The sequence below is a fragment of the Clostridium beijerinckii genome, from assembly GCF_036699995.1.
Classification (GTDB): domain Bacteria; phylum Bacillota; class Clostridia; order Clostridiales; family Clostridiaceae; genus Clostridium; species Clostridium helianthi.
The window spans coordinates 209,135-234,202 of sequence record NZ_CP144906.1; the positions used below are offsets into that span (position 1 = coordinate 209,135).

The 25,068-nt window shown below is 30.5% G+C and carries 22 protein-coding genes; 21 read left to right on the forward strand and 1 reads right to left on the reverse strand.

All coding sequences use genetic code 11. The features are described from left to right. Positions 1 to 178 precede the first annotated feature (178 nt). From PZA12_RS01075 to iadA, 17 genes are all read left to right on the forward strand, one after another. Positions 179 to 1,030 carry an energy-coupling factor transporter ATPase gene (locus PZA12_RS01075; protein WP_077842559.1) on the forward strand — a complete coding sequence of 284 codons (852 nt, stop codon included), beginning with the start codon at positions 179 to 181 and terminating at the stop codon, positions 1,028 to 1,030. Beyond that, complete coding sequence (locus PZA12_RS01080; protein ID WP_078116890.1) at positions 1,015 to 1,884, forward strand: energy-coupling factor transporter ATPase; 870 nt, start codon at positions 1,015 to 1,017, stop codon at positions 1,882 to 1,884. Before PZA12_RS01075 ends, PZA12_RS01080 begins: the two co-directional genes overlap by 16 nt. A gap of 8 nt (positions 1,885 to 1,892) precedes the next feature. Beyond that, entirely contained in the window at positions 1,893 to 2,699 is an 807-nt protein-coding gene (locus tag PZA12_RS01085; RefSeq protein WP_017209692.1) for an energy-coupling factor transporter transmembrane component T family protein, read from the forward strand. Positions 2,700 to 2,715: 16 nt separating this feature from the next. Next, the gene (gene truA, locus PZA12_RS01090) at positions 2,716 to 3,450 is read left to right on the forward strand and encodes a tRNA pseudouridine(38-40) synthase TruA (protein ID WP_103698879.1); all 735 of its coding nucleotides are present in this window, start codon (positions 2,716 to 2,718) and stop codon (positions 3,448 to 3,450) included. 160 nt (positions 3,451 to 3,610) lie between these two features. Next, positions 3,611 to 4,045 (forward strand): 50S ribosomal protein L13, encoded by a 435-nt coding sequence (rplM, locus tag PZA12_RS01095; protein ID WP_011967539.1) that lies wholly within the window; start codon positions 3,611 to 3,613, stop codon positions 4,043 to 4,045. Between the two features lie 26 nt (positions 4,046 to 4,071). Further along, on the forward strand, positions 4,072 to 4,464 hold the full coding sequence (rpsI, locus tag PZA12_RS01100) for a 30S ribosomal protein S9 (RefSeq protein ID WP_008426638.1): 393 nt from the start codon (positions 4,072 to 4,074) through the stop codon (positions 4,462 to 4,464). 520 nt (positions 4,465 to 4,984) lie between these two features. Further along, the gene (gene cwlD / locus PZA12_RS01105; protein ID WP_103698880.1) at positions 4,985 to 5,647 is read left to right on the forward strand and encodes an N-acetylmuramoyl-L-alanine amidase CwlD; all 663 of its coding nucleotides are present in this window, start codon (positions 4,985 to 4,987) and stop codon (positions 5,645 to 5,647) included. Between the two features lie 578 nt (positions 5,648 to 6,225). Continuing rightward, positions 6,226 to 7,068 carry a fumarate hydratase gene (locus PZA12_RS01110; RefSeq protein WP_077842555.1) on the forward strand — a complete coding sequence of 281 codons (843 nt, stop codon included), beginning with the start codon at positions 6,226 to 6,228 and terminating at the stop codon, positions 7,066 to 7,068. A 306-nt stretch (positions 7,069 to 7,374) separates the two neighbouring features. After that, entirely contained in the window at positions 7,375 to 7,932 is a 558-nt protein-coding gene (locus tag PZA12_RS01115; protein ID WP_078116892.1) for a Fe-S-containing hydro-lyase, read from the forward strand. Between the two features lie 40 nt (positions 7,933 to 7,972). After that, a complete protein-coding gene (locus PZA12_RS01120) occupies positions 7,973 to 8,734 on the forward strand; it encodes a tetratricopeptide repeat protein (protein WP_078116893.1) in 762 nt (253 codons plus the stop codon). Positions 8,735 to 8,803: 69 nt separating this feature from the next. Then, positions 8,804 to 9,496, forward strand: a complete 693-nt coding sequence (locus PZA12_RS01125) for a response regulator transcription factor (RefSeq protein ID WP_023974808.1) — start codon at positions 8,804 to 8,806, stop codon at positions 9,494 to 9,496. Beyond that, positions 9,468 to 10,823: a sensor histidine kinase gene (locus tag PZA12_RS01130; protein ID WP_078116894.1), complete on the forward strand. Its 1,356-nt coding sequence runs from the start codon at positions 9,468 to 9,470 to the stop codon at positions 10,821 to 10,823. The genes PZA12_RS01125 and PZA12_RS01130 overlap by 29 nt, the downstream gene beginning before the upstream one ends. Before the next feature lie 196 nt (positions 10,824 to 11,019). After that, positions 11,020 to 13,251, forward strand: a complete 2,232-nt coding sequence (locus PZA12_RS01135) for a ribonucleoside-diphosphate reductase subunit alpha (protein ID WP_078116895.1) — start codon at positions 11,020 to 11,022, stop codon at positions 13,249 to 13,251. 253 nt (positions 13,252 to 13,504) lie between these two features. Beyond that, on the forward strand, positions 13,505 to 14,539 hold the full coding sequence (locus PZA12_RS01140; protein ID WP_039772711.1) for a ribonucleotide-diphosphate reductase subunit beta: 1,035 nt from the start codon (positions 13,505 to 13,507) through the stop codon (positions 14,537 to 14,539). 231 nt (positions 14,540 to 14,770) lie between these two features. Next, on the forward strand, positions 14,771 to 16,390 hold the full coding sequence (gene ptsP, locus PZA12_RS01145; protein ID WP_017209683.1) for a phosphoenolpyruvate--protein phosphotransferase: 1,620 nt from the start codon (positions 14,771 to 14,773) through the stop codon (positions 16,388 to 16,390). A 151-nt stretch (positions 16,391 to 16,541) separates the two neighbouring features. Beyond that, a complete protein-coding gene (locus PZA12_RS01150) occupies positions 16,542 to 17,807 on the forward strand; it encodes a tetratricopeptide repeat protein (protein WP_078116896.1) in 1,266 nt (421 codons plus the stop codon). A 161-nt stretch (positions 17,808 to 17,968) separates the two neighbouring features. After that, positions 17,969 to 19,144: a beta-aspartyl-peptidase gene (gene iadA, locus PZA12_RS01155; protein WP_078116897.1), complete on the forward strand. Its 1,176-nt coding sequence runs from the start codon at positions 17,969 to 17,971 to the stop codon at positions 19,142 to 19,144. A gap of 70 nt (positions 19,145 to 19,214) precedes the next feature. Here the strand turns inward: iadA and PZA12_RS01160 are convergent, their stop codons facing one another. Then, positions 19,215 to 19,820: a cell wall hydrolase gene (locus PZA12_RS01160; RefSeq protein WP_077842547.1), complete on the reverse strand. Its 606-nt coding sequence runs from the start codon at positions 19,818 to 19,820 to the stop codon at positions 19,215 to 19,217. Positions 19,821 to 20,061: 241 nt separating this feature from the next. Between PZA12_RS01160 and cdaA the strand changes: the two genes are divergently transcribed. The 4 genes from cdaA to ptb all read left to right on the forward strand — a co-directional run bounded on the left by cdaA (position 20,062) and on the right by ptb (position 25,057). Then, positions 20,062 to 20,910, forward strand: coding sequence for a diadenylate cyclase CdaA (cdaA, locus tag PZA12_RS01165; RefSeq protein WP_011967552.1), 849 nt, complete (start codon positions 20,062 to 20,064; stop codon positions 20,908 to 20,910). Continuing rightward, positions 20,883 to 22,103, forward strand: a complete 1,221-nt coding sequence (locus PZA12_RS01170) for a CdaR family protein (RefSeq protein WP_078116898.1) — start codon at positions 20,883 to 20,885, stop codon at positions 22,101 to 22,103. Before cdaA ends, PZA12_RS01170 begins: the two co-directional genes overlap by 28 nt. Positions 22,104 to 22,274: 171 nt before the next feature. Beyond that, entirely contained in the window at positions 22,275 to 23,876 is a 1,602-nt protein-coding gene (locus PZA12_RS01175) for an NAD(P)/FAD-dependent oxidoreductase (RefSeq protein ID WP_077842545.1), read from the forward strand. A gap of 263 nt (positions 23,877 to 24,139) precedes the next feature. After that, positions 24,140 to 25,057 (forward strand): phosphate butyryltransferase, encoded by a 918-nt coding sequence (gene ptb, locus PZA12_RS01180; RefSeq protein WP_270562869.1) that lies wholly within the window; start codon positions 24,140 to 24,142, stop codon positions 25,055 to 25,057. Positions 25,058 to 25,068 lie beyond the last annotated feature (11 nt).

Consider the following 25,068-nt stretch of genomic DNA (forward strand, 5'->3'; position numbering starts at 1 on the left):
TTTTAACTTAATTTATTATAGAGATGTTTTCTTACTCAAGATATATATTTTTTTGTTGAATATGCTGGATTTTGAGATATAATGAAAATAATAATTTAATATCAAAGACAACTATGTTGTTAATGAAAAACATTTGTATAATATATTAAAACTATAAAACATCATGGGGAGGTACACTATGAGTGATGCGATGATAAAGTGTGCAAAAGTATCTTTTAAATATGTAAAGGATACAGAAGGAGTTAAGCAAGAAAAATATGCAATAAAAGATGTAGATTTGGAGGTAAAAAGGGGGGAGTTTTTAGTAGTTTTAGGACATAATGGATCAGGTAAATCAACAATAGCTAAGCATATGAATGCATTGGTCGTACCATCAGAGGGAACAGTGATTGTAGATGGCTTGGATACTAGTAAAATGGAGAATGTATGGGAGATTAGATCTAGAGCAGGAATGGTGTTTCAAAATCCTGATAACCAATTAGTTGCTACTATAGTAGAAGAAGATGTAGCTTTTGGACCAGAGAATTTAGGAATAGAACCATTAGAAATAAGAAAAAGAGTCGATGAGAGTCTAGAGAAAGTTGGAATGAGCAAATATAAAAGGCATGCACCACATCTTTTATCTGGTGGACAAAAGCAAAGAATTGCTATAGCAGGAATACTTGCAATACAACCTGAATGTATAATTTTTGATGAGCCGACAGCAATGTTGGATCCATCAGGTAGAAGGGAAGTTCTAAAAACCATAAATGAATTAAATAAAATTCATGGTATTACTATTGTATTGATAACACACTACATGGATGAGGCAGCTCAAGCTGATAGAATTGTAGTAATGGATGGTGGAAGTGTAAAAATGGAGGGGACTCCTAGAGAAATTTTTCCTCAGGTAGAGCGAATGAAAAAGATAGGTTTAGACGTTCCACAGGTTACTGAATTAGCTTATGAGCTAAAAAAGGCAGGAATAGATATAAACGAAAAAATATTAAATGTGGATGAGATGGTGAATGAATTATGTCAATTAAAGTAGAAAATTTAACACACATATATATGCCTAAGAGTCCATTTGAAAAGACTGCATTGGACAATGTGTCTTTAGAAATAAAAGATGGAGAATTTGTAGCACTAATTGGGCATACTGGCTCTGGTAAATCTACTTTAATACAACATTTTAATGGTTTACTAGAAGCAACTAGTGGAGAAATAATTGTTGATGGAACAAATATTACTGATAAAAAAGCAAAGCTTACGGATATAAGAAAAAAGGTTGGCTTGGTATTTCAGTATCCGGAATATCAAATTTTTGAGGAAACTATAGCCAAGGATATTGAATTTGGGCCTAGAAATTTAGGACTTTCAGATAGTGAAATTAATGAGAGAGTAATTAGGGCCATGGAAATGGTTGGTCTGGACTATGAGACTTATAAAGATAGGTCGCCATTTGACTTAAGTGGCGGTCAGAAGAGAAGAGTAGCAATTGCAGGGGTTATAGCAATGCAACCTACAACACTAATATTGGATGAGCCTACGGCAGGGTTAGATCCAAAGGGTAGAGATGATATATTAGATCAGATAAGAAAGCTACATGAGGATTATAATATGACTATAATTATAGTTAGTCATAGTATGGAGGATGTTGCAAAGATTGCAGAAAGAATTATTGTGATGAATGGTGGAAAAGTAGCACTACAAGGAACTCCAGCAGAAGTATTTAAAGAAGTTGATGTGCTAGAGAAGATAGGACTTGGCGTCCCTCAGGTAACATATCTAATAAGAGAACTAAGAAAAAAAGGATTTGACATTCCAGATAATATATTTACGATAGAGGAAGCAAAAAAGCAACTTTTGTCTACTTTGAGGATAAATAAAGTGAAAGGGGAATAGACAAAATTATGTTGAAGAATATTACAATAGGACAATATTTACCTGGAGAGTCATTTGTTCATAAGTTAGATCCTAGAACAAAGATACTTATATCAATACTTTTTATTGCGTGTTTATTTATCATAAATAAATTTATAGGTTATACTTTTGTGGTTGTTTTTTTACTAGCTATAATATTGATCGCAAAGGTGCCATTTAGGTTTATTTTTAATGGATTGAAGCCAATTTTTCTATTGATAGTATTAACAGCTGCTCTAAACATATTTATGGTTAGGGGCGCTGAAGGGACAGAAGTTTTTAGTATTGGATTTTTAAAGGCATATCCAGAGGGGTTAAGTATTGCAGCATTTATGGCAATAAGACTAATTCTATTAATAGTAGGAACATCACTGTTAACATTAACAACATCTCCAATTGAGTTAACTGATGGAATCGAAAAATTATTAAGGCCAATTGGAAAAGAAATGGCTCATGAACTTGCTATGATGATGACAATAGCCTTACGATTTATACCTACTTTAATAGATGAAACGGATAAAATAATGAAAGCTCAGAAGGCTAGAGGTGCTGATTTTGAGTCAGGTGGAATAATAAAAAAGGCTAAGAGTTTAGTACCATTATTAGTGCCTTTATTTATCAGTTCATTTAGAAGAGCAGATGAATTAGCAATGGCAATGGAAGCAAGAGGCTATAGAGGTGGTGCTGGGCGAACTAGAATGAAAATACTTGAGTTTTCGTATAGGGATCTGGTTGCTTTTATTGTATTTTGTATTTTAGTTTTATGGTGCATAGCTGTAAGATTCATTATGCTATAGGAGTAAGATAACTTAAATGAGAAATATAAAATTAATTATTGAGTTTGATGGAAGTAACTTTTGCGGGTGGCAAAGGCAACCCAAAGGCAGAACTGTTCAAAAAGTAATAGAGATAGCAATATTTAAGGCTACTGGAGAGGAAATTATGATTAATGGAAGTTCCAGGACTGATGCAGGTGTTCATGCAAGGGAAATGGTTGCAAACTTTCTGACTAATTCTTCAATACCTGGAGATAAGTTTAGAGAAGCTATTAATACAAGACTGCCAGAAGATGTATCTATAATTAAATCAGAAGAAGTAAGTGAAGATTTTCATGCAAGATATTCATCAAAGGGAAAGACATACTCTTACACAATTGTAAATAGATATGAAAGGTTATCTTTAGGTCATCAATATCTGTATCATTATAAGTATAAATTGGATATAAATGAGATGAGAAGAGCATGTGAATATTTTATAGGGAGACATGACTTTAGGGCGTTTATGTCTCCTGGAAGCTCAATAAAAACTACAACAAGAACTATTCAGGATCTCTATATAGAGCAAAATGGAGATGAAATAAAAATATTTATTACGGCTGATGGATTTTTGTATAATATGGTGAGAATAATAGTAGGTACGTTAATAAAGATTGGAAATGGAAAACTAGAAGCGGAAAATATAAAAGATATAATAGAAGAAGGAAATAGAAAAAAAGCAGGAATGTGCGTACCGCCAAACGGATTAATATTAGAAAAAGTTTTCTATTAAATCATAAAAATGTGTTGACACGCCCGTGTGCGTGTATTATAATAGGTTTGTTTGTTAAAACATTTATGTATATAAGATCCACTAGCCCCGGGTCTTGACATAAAAAATCTTACTTAAAATAATGAGTAAAGAATTAATGTAAGTTCAGGGAGGGAAACAGATGAAATCATACATTGCTAAAGCAAGTGAAATTGAAAGAAAATGGTATGTAGTTGATGCTGCTGGTAAGCCACTAGGTAGAGTTGCTAGCCAAGTTGCTTCAATTTTAAGAGGTAAAAATAAACCAACATTTACACCTAATGTTGACTGCGGAGATTTTGTTATTGTAATTAATGCAGAAAAGGTAGTTTTAACTGGTAAGAAATTAGATCAAAAATTAATGAGAAAGCATAGTCTTTACCCAGGCGGATTAAAAGAAACTCCTTATAGAGTAGTATTAGATAAAAAGCCTGAATTTGCTTTTGAAGAAGCAGTAAGAAGAATGCTTCCAAACGGTGTTTTAGGAAGACAAATGTTAAAGAAATTAAATGTATATAGGGGTGCAGAACATAATCATGCAGCTCAAAAACCAGAAGTACTAGAATTAAGATACTAATACGATCTCGGGAGGAGGAAAAAGAAATGGCAAAAGTTCAATACATGGGAACTGGAAGAAGAAAGAAATCAGTTGCAAGAGTAAGACTTGTACCAGGAAGTGGTAAGGTTCTTGTAAATAAAAGAGAAATAGAAAACTTTTTTGGTTTAGAAACATTAAGAGTTATCGTAAACCAACCATTAGTTTTAACTGGAACTAAGGATAGATTTGACGTTTTAGTAAATGTTCACGGTGGTGGATTTACAGGTCAAGCAGGAGCTATCAGACATGGTATAGCTAGAGCATTAGTTAAATCTGATGAAGCTTTAAAGCCAGAATTAAAGAAGGCTGGATTCTTAACAAGAGACCCAAGAATGAAAGAAAGAAAGAAATACGGTCTTAAAGCAGCAAGAAGAGCTCCACAATTCTCAAAGAGATAATATTTGGAGATCAAAAATCCCACAAACGCGGTGTTTGTGGGATTTTTATTTTATATAAAAATATGTAATCTTTAATGAACAAATACAAATAATAGTTATTACATGTCTAATAATGCGGTTCTCGTGCTATTCCTTAATATAGTTATAAACTCTTCCATTATATATATGTTGAAACTAAATCTATATATTTTGCCTTAACTGAATTCTTTAGCTATTAGAATTCTAAATGTAACTTCATTATTAGAATACATATATATGTATTTTAATAAGTCCTAAATAATATAATTTATTCTTTATAAAATTATTAGCATTTCCATATATGATAATTACAGGTAGATTCCAATTGATTAAATATTTCAGATATTATATTAAAAAATTGTAGTGAGATATCTATTGAGTGTTCCATAAAATATCTCTAATAAAAAAATAAAAATTTACTAATATAAATGAATTTGAATAATTAAGAGTGTATAGCAAACAATACACTATGTAAGTCTAAATGATTTGGAGGAATAATTTTATGAGAATGAAAAAATGGATAGCATTGTTCTGCATATTTTGCTTAATGTCTGGAATCCCAGTAAGAACAAATTCCGAAGAAAATAAAGATAAAAGGATAATATTAATAGATCCTGGTCATGGAGGAATTGATGGTGGGGCAAAATCAAAGAGTGGAACTATAGAGAAGGATATAAATTTATCTATATCTTTAAAGTTAAAAAAGGAGTTGGAGGATGCTGGATATGCTGTGTATATGACAAGAGAGGGAGATTCTCAATTGGATGCGAAGAAAGTTAAAGATCTAAATGCCAGATGTCAAATGAAGAAGGATGTTAAATGTGATGCATTTATATCTATACATCAGAATATGTTTCCACAGTCCAGTTGCTTTGGGTCTCAAGTTTGGTATTCATCGAATGAGATCAGCAAGTCTTTAGCAGAAAATATTCAAGCGTCACTTAAAGAAACAATAAATGATAATAATAAGAGAGTTCCCAAGGCAGCAAAGGAACAATATAGAATACTTAGAGATGGATATGAGGGTGCATGTGTTCTCGTAGAATGTGGCTTTTTATCTAATTATGAGGAAGAGCAAAAACTAAAAAGTGATGAACATCAGGACAAAATAGCAAGAGGAATAACAGCTGGTATCAATAAATATTTTGAAAGTAAAGATAGCTAGTTATTTAATTTCATAAAAATAGGACCAACTTTTATGCTGTTTTTTGGATAGTCATAAGAGTGATATAATTTGTCTACTAATAAAAAAAGATTATACAATAGCAAACAGGTTAAAAGAACAATTAAAAAGTAAATTAGTATAGTTAGGAATTTATCTAAATTTTTAGGGTTCATAAATTAACCTCTCAAATATATAAAATAATTATATATGTTGCAATTGAATTCCTGCATTTTTAAAATTCAATACTTGGCTTACAAGTATTTTAAATGTAAGCCAGTTATTGCAACATATATATATAATTATAGTAGTAATGAACTATAATTATGAGCGATAAATTTAAAAATAGAGAAAGTATTTAGTAATATTAAGCAGGAAAATACTAAAAATGATCATAGAGAATGCTCCGCTTATGATTATAACGTACAGTATATACCGCAATTTCTTGCATGGGGTTCTGAGAATTATTGGATTAAATAAAATTTATTTGGGGTTGTAAATAATAAGAAATACTTTTAAACTTATATGTAGTAATAAGTATAAATGTATAGTTTATAAGTGATAATAAAGGAGCTGTAGGAATGAGAGAAATAAATGTTGAACTTATAACAGAAGCTATTAAAAATTTATCAATTGAAGCTAATTATTTCTTAGGATCAGATATTAATGATGCATTATTAAATGCTAAGAAAGAAGAACCATGGAAATTAGCATCCGATGTTTTAGATAAGATATTAATAAATTCAGAAATTGCAAGAAATGAAAAAATGCCTATGTGCCAAGATACTGGAATGGCATGTGTGTTTATTGAAATAGGACAAGATGTCCATTTAGTTGGTGGAAGGATTGAAGATGCGATTAATGAAGGTGTACGTAGGGGATATGAGGAAGGATTTCTAAGAAAATCGGTAGTAAAAGATCCGATAAGAAGGATTAATACAAAGGACAACACTCCAGCTATAATATATTATGACATAGTGGATGGCGATAAGGTTAAGATCATATTAGCGCCAAAGGGATTTGGTTCCGAAAATATGAGCAAAATAGGTATGCTAAAGCCATCAGATGGACTGGATGGAGTGAAGAAGTTCATAATAGATACAGTTAAAGCGGCAGGACCTAACCCATGCCCTCCTATGGTAATAGGTGTTGGAATTGGAGGGACTTTTGATAAGGCAGCATACTTAGCTAAGAAAGCATTATTAAGACCCATCAATATAAGGAATGAAGATGAATTTTACAAGGAATTAGAATTGGAATTGTTACAAGAAGTAAATAAATTAGGAATTGGCCCACAAGGCTTCGGAGGTAAAACAACTGCATTAGGATTAAATATAGAGACTTATTCAACGCATATTGCGGGGTTACCTGTTGCGGTAAATATAAATTGTCATGCTACTAGACATAAAGAGGTAATACTATAAAAACTATAATTTAAATAAGATATATATAAGTTCTAAATAACATAGCTAATTCTTTATGAATTATCTAACTTTTACTATTTGACTATTTATAGATAAGCAATTCAAGAATTTTACTTATACATTGGATTAGTTCTTCAATTTACTTGAGTTAGCTTAATGTATATGTCAAGTTCTTGTTTGGGAAATCTATAAGATGAAGCTGTGATGAATTAAACTTTTTAGAGTTATATATTTTATTGGAAGTCTAATTAGTAAGAATGTATTAGAAATAAAAATTGAAATTATATGTATGATTGGAGAAAAGGTATGGAAATTAAATTAGAGACACCTCTTAATGAAGAAAAGATACGACAATTAAAAGCAGGAGATAGTATTTTGTTAAGTGGGATAATATATTCTGCTAGAGATGCCGCACATAAAAGATTAATAGAATTACTTGATGAAGGGAAGGAACTGCCTTTTAATATAAAAGATCAGGTTATATACTATGTTGGACCATCACCAGCTAAGCCGGGTACTGTTATAGGATCTGCTGGTCCAACAACTAGCTATAGAATGGATGCTTATGCACCTAAATTAATGGACATTGGACTAAAAGGAATGATAGGTAAAGGTGCAAGAAACGATGAAGTAATTAGTTCAATCAAAAGGAATGAGGCAGTATACTTTGGAGCAATTGGAGGAGCGGCCGCATTAATAGGAAAAAGTATTATTAAGTCTGAAATAATCGCTTATGAAGATTTAGGAGCTGAAGCTATAAGAAAAATGGAGGTTAAGGATATTCCTCTAGTTGTTATTATCGATGCTCAAGGAAATAACCTGTATGAAATTGGTCAAAGAGAATATTTGGATTCGGTAAAATAAATTGAAGTTATATATTAAGCCGTATTAAAAGGAGAAATATATGGGCAGAATTAAGTTACCAGGAAAAGAGAAAAATAAAAGAATACTATTATTTGTGCTAGTGTTGATAGCATTGGGGATAATAGCTCATGAATTTATAGAAAATAGAAATAGCAAGGATAGCAAATATAAAGAAGAAAATGAGATAATAATGCCAGAGGGAAAGCAACAATCAGATAATAATGTAGCCAATAAAGAACTAGAAAGTATAGATATGAAGAATGATTCTAAAAAGGCTGTTAATGATAAAACAAATGAAAAGTCTAGTTATTCGGCGAGGGAAAATGAATTATACGGCGAAGCATATAATTTATTTTTTTCACATAAGTACACTGAGTCAATTAGCAAAGCAGATTTGCTTATAAATGAATTTCCAAGTAATGCAATGGGATATAATATAAGAGGAATTGCGAAATCTTATAATGGAGATTTTAATAGTGGTATAGATGATATAGATAAGGCATTAAGTATTGACAATAATTATGGATATGCAAGGTTTAATAAAGCACTTACATATGAGTTATATGGAAAAATGGATGACGCACTTGAATGGTATAATAAGGCTTTAGATGTTGAAGATTATGAATGGAGTTATTATGGTATAGCATCTATTTATGGAAGAAGAGGAGATATAAAAAATACAATGCTATATTTGAATAAAGCAATACAAATGGATGAATCAATAAAGGATATAGCAAAAGAAGAGCATGATTTTGATCCAGTTAAAAATTCAGAAGAATTTCAAAAAGCAGTGTATAATTAATTTAATATTAGAAGATAAGTTCATTATAAAACAATATTATGTAAGACGTGGACTTTAGGAGGAATTTGTATGTTCAATGTATTAGTAGTTGATGACGAAAAGGAAATACGAGATGCAATTGAAATATATTTAAGAGGCGAAAATTTAAAAGTATTTAAGGCTGAGGATGGATTGGAAGCTTTAGATATTCTTGAAAAAGAAAAGATACATTTAATTATACTAGATATAATGATGCCTAGATTTGATGGGATACGTACTTGTTTAAAGATAAGAGAAAGTCAAAACTTACCTATAATAATGTTATCTGCAAAGGGCGAAGATTCAGATAAAATATTAGGATTAAATGTAGGAGCGGATGATTATATAACTAAACCATTTAACCACTTAGAATTGGTAGCAAGAGTTAAATCTCAATTAAGAAGATATGAGAAACCGCTAAATGTGGAAGAGGGTAAGGATATAATTAAAGTTAAAGATTTGGTAATAGATACTGTTGCAAAAAAGATTACTTTGCGAGGAGAAGATGTTAAGGTAACAGCTACAGAATACAAAATATTATATTTGCTAGCATCAAACTTAGGAAAAGTATTTTCTATTAAAGAGATATACGAAAACGTGTGGGAAGAAATATTTTACAAAAGTGAAAATACAGTAACCGTACATATTAGGAGAATAAGAGAAAAAATTGAAATAAACACAAAAGAGCCTGAATATATCAAGGTGGTGTGGGGGATTGGATACAAGATTGAAAAGGAAGATTAACCTATATTTTAGTAGCATTTATTTAGTTGATATAATAATTGTAGCATTGATAACATTATTTTTACTTTCAATATTGGGTGATTATATACAAATTAATAGGTCACAACACAGTTTAGCAGTTAATAGAATTAAAAGTGATTTAAGAGGACTAATTTTCTTAGCTGTTATATATGTGGCGTTTATTACAAAGATTATTTTCATATTGAAAAAGAATCAAAATTCACCTAGAATACAATCTGATTTTGTTAATAATGTGATTTTTGTAATTAAAAATGGGTTTCATTATAAAGAAACAAGGAGCAAATTAATAATATCGATTGCATTAGCATTGATATTATTAATTGCATATTTATATTTTCTTGCTACTGGAGGATATGAAAATAATATATTTGTGAAGTTCTTCCAAACGTATCCATTTAAAGGAAGTGTATTTGTTATTATAATATTATTTTTCACTATGATGTATGCATTAAAGAAGACTCTAGACATAATAGTGGTAAATGATGCACTTAGAAGAGTTAGTGAAGGAAATTTGCAAGATGATATTAAATTGGATGGATCGCCTGCGATAAAAGAGCTTGCAAAAAATATTAACTTAATAAAAGCGGGATATAAGGAAATATTAGAAAATGGTGTTCACAATGAGAAACTGAAAACAGAATTAATATCGAATGTATCGCATGACTTAAAGACGCCGCTAACATCAATTATAAATTATGTTAACATACTAAAGAATAGTGATATAACAGAGGAAGAAAGAGAAGAATACTTATTAATATTGGAAAGAAAGTCACTAAAATTAAAAGTTTTAATTGAAGATTTATTTGAAATGTCAAAAATCAATAGTGGGAAAATTAAGTTAAATAGAGAGTTAATAGACATACTATCATTAATACATCAAGGGATAGGTGAATATAGTACTTTATATGAGGAAAAAAATATTTCCTTTAAAGTAACAAGTGAAGAAGATGCTGTATATATGGAACTTGATGGAAAGATGATGTCAAGAGCCTTAGAAAATATAATAATTAATTCACTAAAGTATTCAATGAGCAATACTAGGGTTTATATTAATGTAAAAATAGATGGTGATTTTGTTAATGTCGGCGTGAAAAATATTGCTAATTACGAAATGGATTTTAATGAAGACGAAATGTTTGAAAGATTTGCAAGAGGAGATAAGTCTAGAAATTCTAAAGTAGAAGGTTCTGGATTAGGTCTAGCAATCACAAAGAGTATAGTTGAACTTCATGGTGGAGAAGTTAAAATAAAAAAAGAAGGAGATATGTTTAAAATTTATCTTATGCTTCCAATAAATAAGGGATAAAAAATATTAATAAATAAATTTTATCAATTAGGTAGTTAATCTATAGAAAACTAAAGATTAGCTACTTTTTTCATATATATCTATAAATTTTAAGGTTTTACAATTATCATGCTAACAATTATAATATACGATATGTTGTATAGAAAAATTAAATTACATACAAAAAACACAATATGTAGTAGGGAGAGATAATTGAATGTCGCTTTTGAGTGAATTATGCAAAGATGCTATTAATGCAATTAAAGATAATGAGGGACTTTATACAGAAGATAAACTATTAGATGCTTTAAATCCAATTATAAGAAAAGATATGAATAAAAGAGAAATAAGAAATTCATTGATACAAGTAGCGCTGGAATTAACTACAGATATGGAGCCTAATTGGCAATATGTAGCAGCTAGAGCGTATACATATGAACTTTATGATAGAGTTAGAAGTTCTAGAAATTTAGAGGAGGATAAGAATTTATACCAGAATTATTACGAATTTATTGAATCTCTAACTGAAAGAGGTCTTTATGGAGAATATATTTTGAAGAATTACTCAAGAGATGATATTTTAGAACTGGAGAAGGATATAAAGCCGGAAAGGGATTTTCTATTTAATTATAGTGGAATCAATCTTTTAGCAAGCAGATACTTAGTTCAAGATTATAATAGAAGCCCTATAGAGCTTCCTCAGCAAATGTTTATGGGAATAGCTATGCATCTTGCAATTCCAGAGAAAGAAGAAAATAGAGTATATTGGGCAAAGAGATTTTATGATGTACTTAGTTCGTTAAAAGCCACTATGGCGACTCCAACAATGTCTAATGCACGAAAGCCATTTTATCAATTAAGTTCATGCTTTATAGATTCAGTGGAAGATAGTTTAGAGGGAATCTATAAATCGCTTGATAATTTTGCTAAAGTATCTAAATTTGGCGGTGGAATGGGCATATATATGGGGAAAATTAGAGCATTAGGTTCACCAATAAGAGGATTTAAGGGAGCATCTGGAGGGGTAATACCGTGGGTTAAATTATTTAATGATACAGCAATAGCTGTAGATCAGTTAGGTGTGAGAAATGGCTCGGTGGCAATATGGTTAGATGCATGGCATAAGGATATTCCTGAGTTTCTTCAAATAAGGACTAATAATGGGGATGATAGAAAAAAGGCACATGATGTATTTCCAGGCATATGCTACCCCGATTTATTTTGGAGGCTTGCTGAAAATGATATAGATGCTAATTGGTATATGATGTGTCCACATGAGATTAAGACCATTAAAGGATATGCATTAGAAGACTTTTATGGAGAGCAATGGGAAGAAAAGTATTATGAATGTGTAAGTGATGAGCGAATAGAGAAAAGAGTAATGTCAGTAAAAGATTTAGTGAGATTAATCATAAAGAGTGCGGTTGAAACTGGAGCACCATTCGCATTTTATAGAGATATGACAAATAAAATGAATCCGAATAAGCATAAAGGAATGATATATTCATCAAATTTATGTACTGAAATCATGCAGAATATGAGTCCGATGAAGATACAAAAGAGTCAAATTATTAATGATAAAGATGAATATGCTGTGGTTGAGAAAATAATACCAGGAGATTTTGTTGTATGTAATCTTTCATCAGTAGTACTTGGAAATATAGATGTATGTAATGATGAAGAGGTGGAATATGTTGTTGAAACTCAGATTAGAGCAATGGATAATGTAATTGACTTAAACTATTATTCAGTTCCTTTTGCTGAGATTACAAACAAAAAGTATAGGGCGATAGGTCTTGGGACTAGTGGGTATCATCATATGCTTGTTAACAATAAGATACATTGGACGGAAGAAGAACATAAAAGTTTTGTGGATAAAGTTTATGAGAAGATAAACTACTATGCTATAAAAGCCAGTATGAACATATCAAAAGAAAAAGGATGCTATGAATTGTTTAAGGGATCTGATTGGGATACTGGAGAGTATTTTAAACTAAGAAACTACAATAGCTTTAAATGGAATGAACTAAAGGAGCTAGTTCATGAATTTGGAACTAGAAATGGATATTTAATTGCAGTAGCACCAAATGGTTCGACGGCAACAATTGCAGGAACAACAGAAGGAATTGATCCTATTATGGCAAGATTCTATTTAGAAGAGAAAAAGGGAAGTATAATTCCTAAGACTGCACCAAATCTCTCAGAAGATAATTATTGGTATTATAATTCGGCTTATAATATAGAACAAATGTGGTGTGTTAAAATGAACGGAATACGTCAGAGGCATATAGATCAAGGTCAATCCTTTAATCTTTATATAACGAGTAGCTATACAATGAGGCAAATAATGAACTTATATATAGAGGCATGTAAATGTGGCGTTAAATCTATATATTATGTCAGATCAAAATCATTAGAAGTGACAGAATGTGAAACTTGTTCAGCGTAAGAGTACTTTGTAATCTATGGATAAATAGTTGGCAGTAGGGTTTATACATAGTGAGATTGATAAACGAGAACTCAAATTTTATATTTGGGTTCTCAAGCTAATTAAGTTCTTTGATATTACTTGGTTATTTGAACTTATGAAAAATAAAATATATGAATAATTATGATTTGTTAAGATATAAAATGTTTAGAATTAATTGCTATATAACTAACATACGTTAGCTATATAGTACTTAGAGAATAGGAGTGCAGATATGACTATAAATAAAAAACCTCTTTTTAATGAATTGGGAGATAGAGAAATCAGTAAAAAGAGAATTATAAACGGGAATACTACAAACTTAAATGATTTTAATAATATGAAATATAGCTGGGTCTCAGACTGGTATAGGCAAGGAATGAATAATTTCTGGATACCGGAGGAAGTAAATCTTTCACAAGATTTAAAGGATTATCAAAACCTATTAGAAGAAGAAAGAATTGCATATGATAAGATATTGTCATTTTTAATATTTCTAGATTCTATACAAACAGCAAACTTAAGTAATATAAATAATTATATTACAGCAAGTGAGATAAATCTTTGTTTAACAATTCAAAGTTTTCAAGAAGCAGTACATTCGCAAAGCTATAGCTACATGCTTGATAGCATATGTTCTCCTGAAAAAAGGAATGAAATATTATATCAATGGAAAGATGATGAGATACTCTTAAAAAGAAATAAATTCATAGGAGACTTATACAATGAATTTATAGAGAATCCAACGGAATACAATTTATTAAGAACACTTATGGCTAATTACATATTAGAAGGTATATATTTTTATTCTGGATTTATGTTCTTCTATAACCTGGAGAGAAATGGTAAGATGCCAGGATCAGCACAAGAAATTAGGTATATAAATAGGGATGAAAATACTCATCTTTGGCTTTTTAGAAATATTATAAAAGAGCTACAAAATGAAAATCCAGAGTTATTTACTGAAGAGGTAAAAAATGAATTAAGAAATATGATGAAGATTGGTGTAGAACAAGAAATTTTATGGGGACATTATGTTATAGGAGATAAGATACAAGGAATAAATAAGCAACTAATTGAAAATTATATTAAATATTTAGGAAATAAAAGGTTGAAAGAAATAAATTTATCTCCATTATTCAAAGAACAAGATAAGAACCCAGCTTCATGGGTAGATACTCTATCAAATGCAAATTCTGTTAAAACTGATTTCTTTGAAGCAAGGTCTACAGCGTATGCAAAAGTGACAACTTTAATTGATGATTTATAAATAGATTTATAAAATATAGAAAATAATAGGAAATAAGTAGTAATAGATAAATGAGGGAATACTTTTTTTAGTAAAAATCATAAAAAACGATTAAATTTAAGTTAATTTTTTTGTGAATTATGTTATAATAGAAAAGGTTTATACTTAAAATAAAACTTGCAAATACACGAATTAATGTAAGAAATACTTACTTAATAAATGAAATTTACAATCAAGGAGGAGTTCCATATTATGAAAAAAGGTATTGCTGCTTCTAAAGGATATGCAATAGGAAAAGTATTTTTACAAGAGCATGAGGAAATCATTATAAATGACAGTAAAATTGCAGATATAGATGCAGAAAAAGCAAAAATGCAAAAAGCATTAGATGATTCTAAAGTACAATTAGAAGCTATTAAGGATAAGGCAGAAAAAGAAATGGGTGCAGAGAAGGCAGCTGTATTTGAAGCACACATTACATTATTAGATGACCCAGAATTTACTGGAGCAATGATGATGGAAATTGAAAACAATAGTATAAATGGATTAAAGGCTATTGAGAGTGTTGCTAATACTTTTGTTGCTATATTTGAATCTATGGATAATGAATATATGAGAGAAAGAGCTGCTGATATTAAAGATGTATCTAAGAGAATATTATCAAATTTTGCAGGTAAGGGCGGAGATTCTTTTGCAATTACTGAAGAAAACACAGTAGTTGTAGCTCACGATTTAACTCCATCTGATACAGCAGGATTAGATAGAACTAAGGTTGTTGGATTTATAACTAATATAGGTGGAAGAACTTCACATGCAGCTATAATGGCTAGAACTTTAGAAATTCCAGCAGTACTTGGATTAGGTGATATAACTACAGCTGTTAAAACAGGAGATGCAGTTATAGTTGATGGAATAACAGGAGATGTTATTATAAATCCATCAGAAGAAGTTTTAGCAGAATATAGAGAGAAAAAAGCAAAATTCCAAGCAGAACAAGAAGAATTAAAGAAATTAATAGATGTTAAAACAACTACTAAATCAGGTAGAAGAATAGAAGTTTGCGGAAACATTGGTAAACCAGAGGATGTACTAGGTGTTTTAGCAAATGGTGGAGACGGTGTAGGATTATTCAGAACAGAGTTCTTATATATGGATAGAGATAGTGCTCCAACAGAAGATGAACAATATGAATCATATAAATTCGTTCTTGAAAAAATGGAAGGTAAACAAGTTGTTATAAGAACTTTAGATATCGGAGGAGATAAAACGCTTCCATATTTACCATTACCAGAAGAAATGAATCCATTCTTAGGATATAGAGCAATAAGACTTTGTTTAGACAGAAAAGACATATTTAAAGTTCAGTTAAGAGCATTACTTAGAGCTTCTATATATGGAAATCTTGCAGTTATGTTCCCAATGATTTCTGGGTTAGAAGAATTTGAGCAAGCAAAAGAAGTTGTTGAAGAATGTAAAGCAGAATTAAAGGCTGAAGGAAAAGAATATTCAGAAAAGATCCAATGGGGTATAATGGTTGAAATTCCAGCAGCAGCAGTTTATGCAGATGAATTAGCTAAGCATGTTGATTTCTTCTCAATAGGAACTAATGACTTAATTCAATACACATTAGCAGCTGATAGAATGAGCGAAAAAGTTTCATATCTTTATAATCCAATGCATCCAGCAGTATTAAGATTAATAAAGATGACTATTGATGGAGCTCATAAACACGGTAAGTGGGTTGGAATGTGTGGAGAAATGGCTGGAGATGAAGCAGCTATCCCAACATTAGTTGAATATGGATTAGATGAATTCTCAATGAGTGCTACATCAATCTTAAATGCTAAAAAAATAATGTTAGAACAAGAATAATATATAATATATCGTTTATGTAATTAAGGCTATCTCAAAATTAATTGAGGTAGCTTTAATTTTTATATTTAATTATTATAATTGAGTGCGATATAATAGATATTATGAACTAGTAAAACATATTGCATTAAGAATTACAAAGGGGAATTTTATGAATAAGAAGGTTAAAAGGGCTCATGATAAAGCTATGAGTTACTATGAGATGGGACAAATAGATAAAGCTTTAGAAATATGTGAAGATATATTATTAGAAGGGTTGGATAACCCAAATGTATTAAACTTTAAAGGGCTTTTATTATATCAAAAGGGTAATTTAGACGAAGCAGTTACAGCATGGAAAATGAATAGTGATTTAAATAATGATAGTAGTTCAAAAAGTTACATAAATGATTCAATTTTAGATAGAAAGAGATTAGAGTTATATAGGCAGGGTGAACAGGCATTAAAGCAGTTAAAGATCGATAAAGCATTAAATATATTTATGAGATGTGCAGAAAGTGATTTTAATTCTATTAAGGTGAATACTGGAATTGCTATGTGCTATCAGAAGAAAGGTGATTTCTACAGAGCAAGAGAATATGCAGAGAAAGCACTAAATGTCGATAAAAATGCAATTACAGCGAAAAATATTGAGAAGGAATTGAAAGACAGTGGAACATTTATAGAAGAAAGAAGCTCATCAAAGGGTTTAATTGGAATAATAATTATGGTTATAGTGGCTGCTATTGTAGTGGGTGGATATACAGTTATATCAAAATATAAAAGTTTAAATAATACCGTTGAAGAAACAACGAAAGATGAAAGTGATATTAATAAAGAAGCTGATACATATGAGGTAAAGGATAATACAGAATCTGCTCCAGAGACATTAAAAGAAGAAGTAAAAGATGAACATAATAATATTAACTTTAATAAAGATAAGATGATAGCATTAATAAATAACAATGATTTAGATGGTATATATGAACAAATAAAGGATATTAAACAGGAATCTATAAATAGTGATGATCAAGAAGTATATAAGCAAGCTGTTGATTTAATAAAAGATCAAGGGGTTTCAAGCTTTTATGAAAATGGATTAAAGAGTTTTAATGAAAATAAATATTCAGATGCTAAAGTTTTTTTAGATAAAGCGTATGCATACTGTGAAGGGAATAGTTTAAAAGAACATATATTATTTTATAGAGCAAGCAGCTCTTCAAAGCTATCTGACAACTCTGCAGCTATAAAGCAATATGAGGAATATTATAGTCAGTATCCTAATGGTGTATATGTAGAGGAAACACTATATGATCTAGCATTATTAAACAGTTCTATAAATAAGGATAAGAGTAAGCAGTATGCAAATATACTAATAAATAATTATCCAGATTCAATGTATGCTAATAATAATATAAAAAATATAATTAATGAATAAGAAATAAGTTTCAAATTAGAAATTACTTATTCTTCTTAATTTAAAAGCAAATTACTGTCATATTAATATATCTATTAGGAAAAGATAATCACATAATCGGCATTTTATTATTAGATGTGATGATTTAGAGTATTTATTTAAAATAAAGGATAGGTGAGAATATGATTTCAATAATTAAAGGATGTAACGTGTATGCACCTAAGCACCTTGGAATAAAAGATGTTGTGATAGCCGGGGGCAAAATAGAAGGGATATATGAAAATCTTAATATTAAAATTGCTCCGATAGATGTTGAGGTTATTGATGGAAGAAATAAATTACTTTTTCCAGGGCTTATAGACGGTCATGTTCACATTATAGGTGCTGGAGGCGAAGGTGGATATAATACAAGAACTCCTGAAATGCCATTATCTAGCTTGGTTAAGGCGGGAATAACCACAGTTGTAGGATGTATAGGAACAGATGGAACATGCAGAAGCATGAAATCATTGATAGCAAAGGCGAAAGCACTAAAACAAGATGGCATGTCTGCATACTGTTTTACTGGTTCATATGAGTTGCCTGTTAAGACTGTAACAGACTCAATTAAAAGCGATTTAATGTTAATTGAAGAAATAATTGGAATAGGGGAAATAGCTATTTCAGATCATAGAAGTTCTCAGCAAACCTTTGAAGTATTTGCAAATGCAGTAGCAGAAAGTAGAGTTGGAGGTCTTCTATCAAATAAGTGTGGAATTGTTAACATACATTTAGGTGAAGGAAACAGGAAATTAAATTATTTATTTGAATTGCTAGATAAGACGGAAATTCCTGAGACTCAGTTATTACCGACTCATATCAATAGAAACGGTAAGCTATTTAAGGAAGGCTTAGAGTATGTTAGAAAAGGTGGTTTCATTGACTTAACAACCAGCTGCGACCTAGAGAATTTAGGAGAAGGCGAACTTAGAGCTGGTGAAGGATTAAAAAAATACTTAGATGAAAAATTACCTATAGACCATATAACTTTCACTTCAGATGGAAATGGAAGTATGGAGAAATTCGATAAAGATGGAAAGCTAGAAGGATATGAAATTTGCTCAGTTTCAACATTATACAGGGAAATTAAATATGCAATTAATGAACAAAATGTGCCAATTGAAGACGCTATTAAAGTAGTAACATCAAATGTTGCATCAATCATGAAATTTAACAATAAAGGCACAATTGAGTCAGGAAAAGATGCAGATTTAGTGATAGTTGACGAAAAATCTTTAGATATAGAGATGGTTTTTGCAAATGGAAAGAAAATGATGGAGAATGGAGAAGTAATTGTAAAAGGATTTTTTGAAAAGTAATTGTAATAAGAGATGGGTTATATCATTTTTATTTGATATAACCCATTATTTTTAAATTAATATATAGAGGCTACACTTTTACTTTGAAAAAAGTGTGATGCCCTATAATTTTTTCGTTCACTTTTTGTGTTTCTTTCATCCAATGACATGTTGCGGTAGCCGGATTATAGAAAAATAAGGCATCATTTGTTGGATCAGCGCCCCTAATCGCATCGTATACTGCATTATAGCAATCTTGATCTGGATTAGCAGTTATTTTACCATTCTTAACGCATGAAAAGGCATTTTTTTGGAATATAACTTCTCTAATAGTATTTGGAAAATGAGGATCAATAGTACGATTTAATACTACAGAAGCTACAGCAACCTTTCCAGCATATGGTTCACCACCACTTTCAGCAGATACAAGTTTTGCCATTAGATCTATATCTTCACCCGTTATATATAATTGTTGAGTATCATGTTTGAAAACTTCTAAAACTTCGTTGTTTTTCTCATCAGACTGAGAATTGTTTATATTAGCACTTAAGTAGTTTACTTTCATTTTTGGATTTTCATAAGTAGTCTTAATTTCACTATGAGATCCAGCTAAATTAGACGCAAATGCTGGATTCATATTAATAACGGAAAGATATAGTATTAACGCAGTTACAAAAATACTATATGTCTTTTTCATAAAAAACCTCCTTCGGTATAATGCAACAAATAATATTATTGCCAAAGAAAGTAATTATATACACTATTTATTCGTATAATCATTTATAGGATTTTATAACGATATAAACTATAATTAATTAATAGTAATAAAAAATTACTATAAAAATAATTAAAAAGTAAGAAAATAATAATTCTCTTTATATCTAATAACATAGTATTTGTTGTATAATTTTATTGTGAGAGAAAAAGAGGTGAGAAATTTGCAAGAACTTTTAACAATGTTAATAAAAAGCTTTTCTAATATATCTATATGGTCCATACTAGATATACTAGTAGTATCCTATATATTTTATAAAGGATATATGCTAATAAAGGAAACAAGGGCAGAACAATTATTAAAGGGAATAGTATTAATTATAGCACTTATTCCAATCAGTTATTTATTAAAACTAGATATGTTATATTTTATATTAAATAAGACATTAACCATCGGGGTATTATCTGTAGTTATAATTTTTCAACCAGAGATTAGAAGGGCTTTAGAACATTTGGGAAGAAGTGCTTTCGATGATCATTATCTTAATAATAGAGAAGATTTTAATACTATGATTAATGAAATTACAATTGCTGTGCAAAACTTAGCAGAAAGCAAAACAGGAGCTCTAATTGTAATGGAGCAAAGTACCGGTTTGAATGAATTAATTGGTGCAGGAACAGTATTAGATGCCAAAATCACCTCGAATCTTTTGGAAAATATATTTGTTGTTAATACTCCTCTACATGATGGAGCAACAATAATAAGAAATAATAGAATTTTAGCATCTGGATGCGTTTTGCCGCTTACTAGTAATAATTCTATAAATAAGAAATTAGGAACAAGGCATAGGGCAGCGATAGGTTTATCAGAAGTCTCTGATGCACTAGTTATAATCGTATCTGAAGAAACAGGTGTAGTATCGCTAGCGATCAACGGAAAAATTACAAGGGGATATGATAAGGATAGATTAAAGCTTATACTAACTAAGGTAGTAGAAAATAGAAACCAAAAAAGAGTTAAAACGGCGGGAGAGAAGGTGAGGTCATGGATAAAAGTGAAAACGGAACGTTAATTGTTAAAATTATTTGTTTACTGTTATCAGTGGTTCTGTGGCTATATATCTCGAATGTTGAGAACCCACTCAGGACTTATGAATTAAAAGGAATACCAGTAGAATTAACTAATGAGGATTCCCTAGTAGATTCAAAATTCGCAATTGTAAATAAACAGCCATTTACGGTGGATTTAAAATTAGAGGGGCCATCAAGTGAAATATTAAAGGTGAAGAAAGAAGATTTTAAGATTGTAGCTGATATGTCGGCTTATGCACTTAAAGTAGGAGAAAATACCATACCAGTCCAAATAATGAGTTATCCTGAAAATATAACTATAAAGAATAATGGGATGTTGGGTATAAAAGTTAATCTAGAGGAATTGACCCAAAAGGAACTTACGATAAGCTCAAAAGTAAAAGTAATGTATAAAGAAAATATTTATGAAAAAGAGCAAAGCATAAATCCAAAGACCGTAACAATAACAGGGGGTAAAAGTTCTGTAGATAAGGTTACTGAAGCTATTTTGACTGGCGAAGAAAAGGATGTAGATAAAAATAAGCAAGGTGATTATAATATACAATTTATAGACTCATTTGGAAATGCAGTTAGCAATATTGAATCTAATATAAAAACTGCAAAGCTATCAATTACTGTTACGAATGGGAAGACCGTGCCAGTTAATTTAAAGACTACAGGAAATGTACCTCAAGGGTTTGTTTTAGATGGATATGAGTTAAGTAAAAATAATGTAACTGTATTAGGTGATAGTCAGATTTTAAATAAGTTGGAATCAATAGATACAGAGGCTGTGGATATGTCATCATTGCAGCCTGATAGTGAAGTCGATGTCAAACTTAACTTACCAGAAGGTATTTCGATAGGTGATGGAGATGGATCAATTAAGGCTAAATTTAAATTAAAGAAGGAAGAGAATACAACTAAAAATATAGAATGCAATGTTCAGTACAAGAATTTAAGTGATGTATTTTTGGTTACAAATCAAAGTTTAGTATCTAATGTAAAATTATCAGGTACACAAGAAGCATTAGATAAGATAAGTTCACAAAATATAAGTGTCATACTAGATTTAGCTAATGTAAAAGAAGAAGGGACTTTTGATTATACACCTCAGGCAACACTTGTTAATGCCAATAATGTAACAGTATCAGATGTTGGAAATGTTAGTGTAACAATAAAGAAGAAGGGATAATAATAAAATCACAGTATTAATTAATTTGTTAATACTGTGATTTTTTATGATATAATTTCTTTGAATTAGTTTGGAGTAAGGTAGGATGGGAAATAATAAATAAGATATGAAATTTGATTGAATAGATATATAATTATAGATTGTTTGTTGAAAGGATATGGTGAGAAGTCTGTGGCTATAAGAATAAATAATATAAATTTAAGTTTAGATGATGATTTAAATATTTTAGAGAAAAAAATATGTAAAAAGCTAAATATATCAAAGGAAGATATTAGTAGGTTAGATATAATTAAGAGAAGTATAGATGCAAGAAAAAAGAATGATATAAAAATAAGCTTTAGTGTCAATGTATTTTGTAAAAAAGAGAAAATGTTACTATCAAGAATACATGATAAGGATATAAGTTTTGAAGAAATTAGAGAAATTGAGTCAATAAAAAGTGGTACTGAAGAAATTAAAGCGAGACCAGTAGTTGTAGGATTTGGACCAGCAGGAATTTTTGCAGCATTAACATTAGCAAGGTATGGATATAGACCAATTGTGTATGAACGTGGGGAAGATGTAGATAAAAGAACTGAGACTGTGGAAAAGTTTTGGAAGGATGGATGTCTTAATTTAGAATCAAATGTTCAATTTGGGGAAGGAGGAGCAGGCGCATTTTCTGATGGAAAATTAACTACAAGAATTAAAGATCACAGGTGTTCATTTGTCCTTGATGAACTAATAAAGGCAGGGGCACCGGCAGAAATTAAATATGAGAGCAAAGCCCATGTTGGAACAGATCTTTTAAAAGGTGTGGTTAAGAATATCAGAGAAGAAATAAAGAGGCTTGGAGGCGAGGTTAATTTTAATTCTAAGTTAGAGAAAATAACATATAAAGATGGAAAGTTAGAGAGCATAGTAGTTAATGGAAAGAATATTACATGTGAGGCTTTAGTGCTAGCTATAGGACATAGTTCAAGAGATACATATGAGATGTTATATAGAGAAAATGTATCAATGGATGCAAAGGCATTTGCAATAGGGGTAAGGATTGAACATCCACAAGAATTAATAAATGTTAACCAATATGGCAACAATCATAATCATCCTAAATTACATGCTGCAGATTACAGACTTACATATCAAAGCGAAAAGCTAAAAAGAGGTGTATATTCATTTTGTATGTGCCCTGGTGGAGTAGTGGTTGCAGCAGCATCAGAAGAAGGAAGACTTGTGTCTAATGGTATGAGTTATCATGCAAGAGATTTAGATAATGCGAATTCAGCACTAGTGGTAACTGTCTCCCCAGAAGATTTTGAAGGAAGTTCACCGCTTAGAGGAATGGAATTTCAAAGGCACTACGAAAGTTTAGCGTTTAAGCTAGGTGGTGGAAATTATAAAGCACCTGTTCAATTAGTAGGAGACTTCATGAAGGATAGAGTGTCAACTAAGTTAGGTGAGGTAATCCCAAGTTATACTGCAGGGTATGAATTCAGGGAATTAAAAGAATGTCTACCTGATTATGTTGTAGAAGCTCTTAAAGAAGGAATTATAAATTTTGATAAAAAGATAAAAGGGTATGCAAGAGAAGATGCAATTTTAACGGGAATTGAGACAAGAACATCAGCGCCAGTTAGATTGAATAGAAATACTTCGCTTGAAAGTATAAATGTATGCGGACTTTATCCAACTGGAGAAGGGGCAGGATTTGCAGGTGGCATAATATCAGCGGCTGTTGACGGGATAAAGGTTGCCGAACACATAATTGAAAAATTCGATTTACCAAAATAAGATCATAAATAACATGAATGGAATTAGTATAATCTTTTCAGAAGATGAGGAAGATATATTATATTACGTTCATGTTGTGAAATATTATAAAAATAAATATATAAAATTAATAAGATAATAAAAATAATATTCTGAAAATTCAACATTTCCAATATTTTTTTGTTACAATAGGGTATAAAGAAATATTCATAGCATTGATTGATATAAATTTAACAAACAATTAAATTAATTATAAATAAAAGTTAAAAATTATTAAAGTAGAGGTGCAAAAAATGAGTAAAAACTTTGATGAGTTATTATCAAGATTAAAGGAAGTTCCAACAAAAAAAGTGGCTGTAGCTGTAGCACAAGATGAACCAGTATTAGAAGCTATAAAAGAAGCTACAGAAAATAACATCGCACAAGCAATATTGGTTGGTGATAAACAACAGATTCATGAAATCGCAAAGAAAATAAACTTGGATTTATCTGATTATGAAATAATGGATATTAAAGATCCAAAGAAAGCAACATTAGAAGCGGTAAAATTAGTTTCAAGTGGTCATGCAGATATGTTAATGAAGGGGCTAGTTGATACTGCAACATTCCTAAGAAGCGTATTAAACAAAGAGGTTGGTCTTAGAACAGGAAAATTAATGTCCCATGTAGCTGTGTTTGATGTGGAAGGTTGGGATAGACTATTATTTTTAACTGATGCAGCATTTAATACATACCCAGAATTTAAGGATAAAGTTGGAATGATAAATAATGCAGTTGTAGTTGCTCATGCATGTGGAATAGATGTTCCAAGAGTAGCGCCTATATGCCCAGTTGAAGTTGTAAATACAAGTATGCAATCAACAGTTGATGCTGCATTGTTAGCTAAAATGAGTGATAGGGGGCAAATTAAAGGATGCATAATTGATGGACCTTTTGCCTTAGATAATGCAATATCAGAAGAAGCAGCTCATCATAAAGGTGTTACAGGATCAGTAGCAGGTAAAGCTGATATATTATTATTACCAAATATAGAAGCAGCAAATGTAATGTATAAGACATTAACATATTTCTCAAAATCAAGAAATGGTGGACTTTTAGTAGGTACATCAGCACCAGTAATTTTAACTTCAAGAGCAGATTCGTTCGAAACTAAAGTTAATTCAATTGCTCTTGCAGCATTAGTTGCAGCAAGAAATAAGTAATAAATCGATCC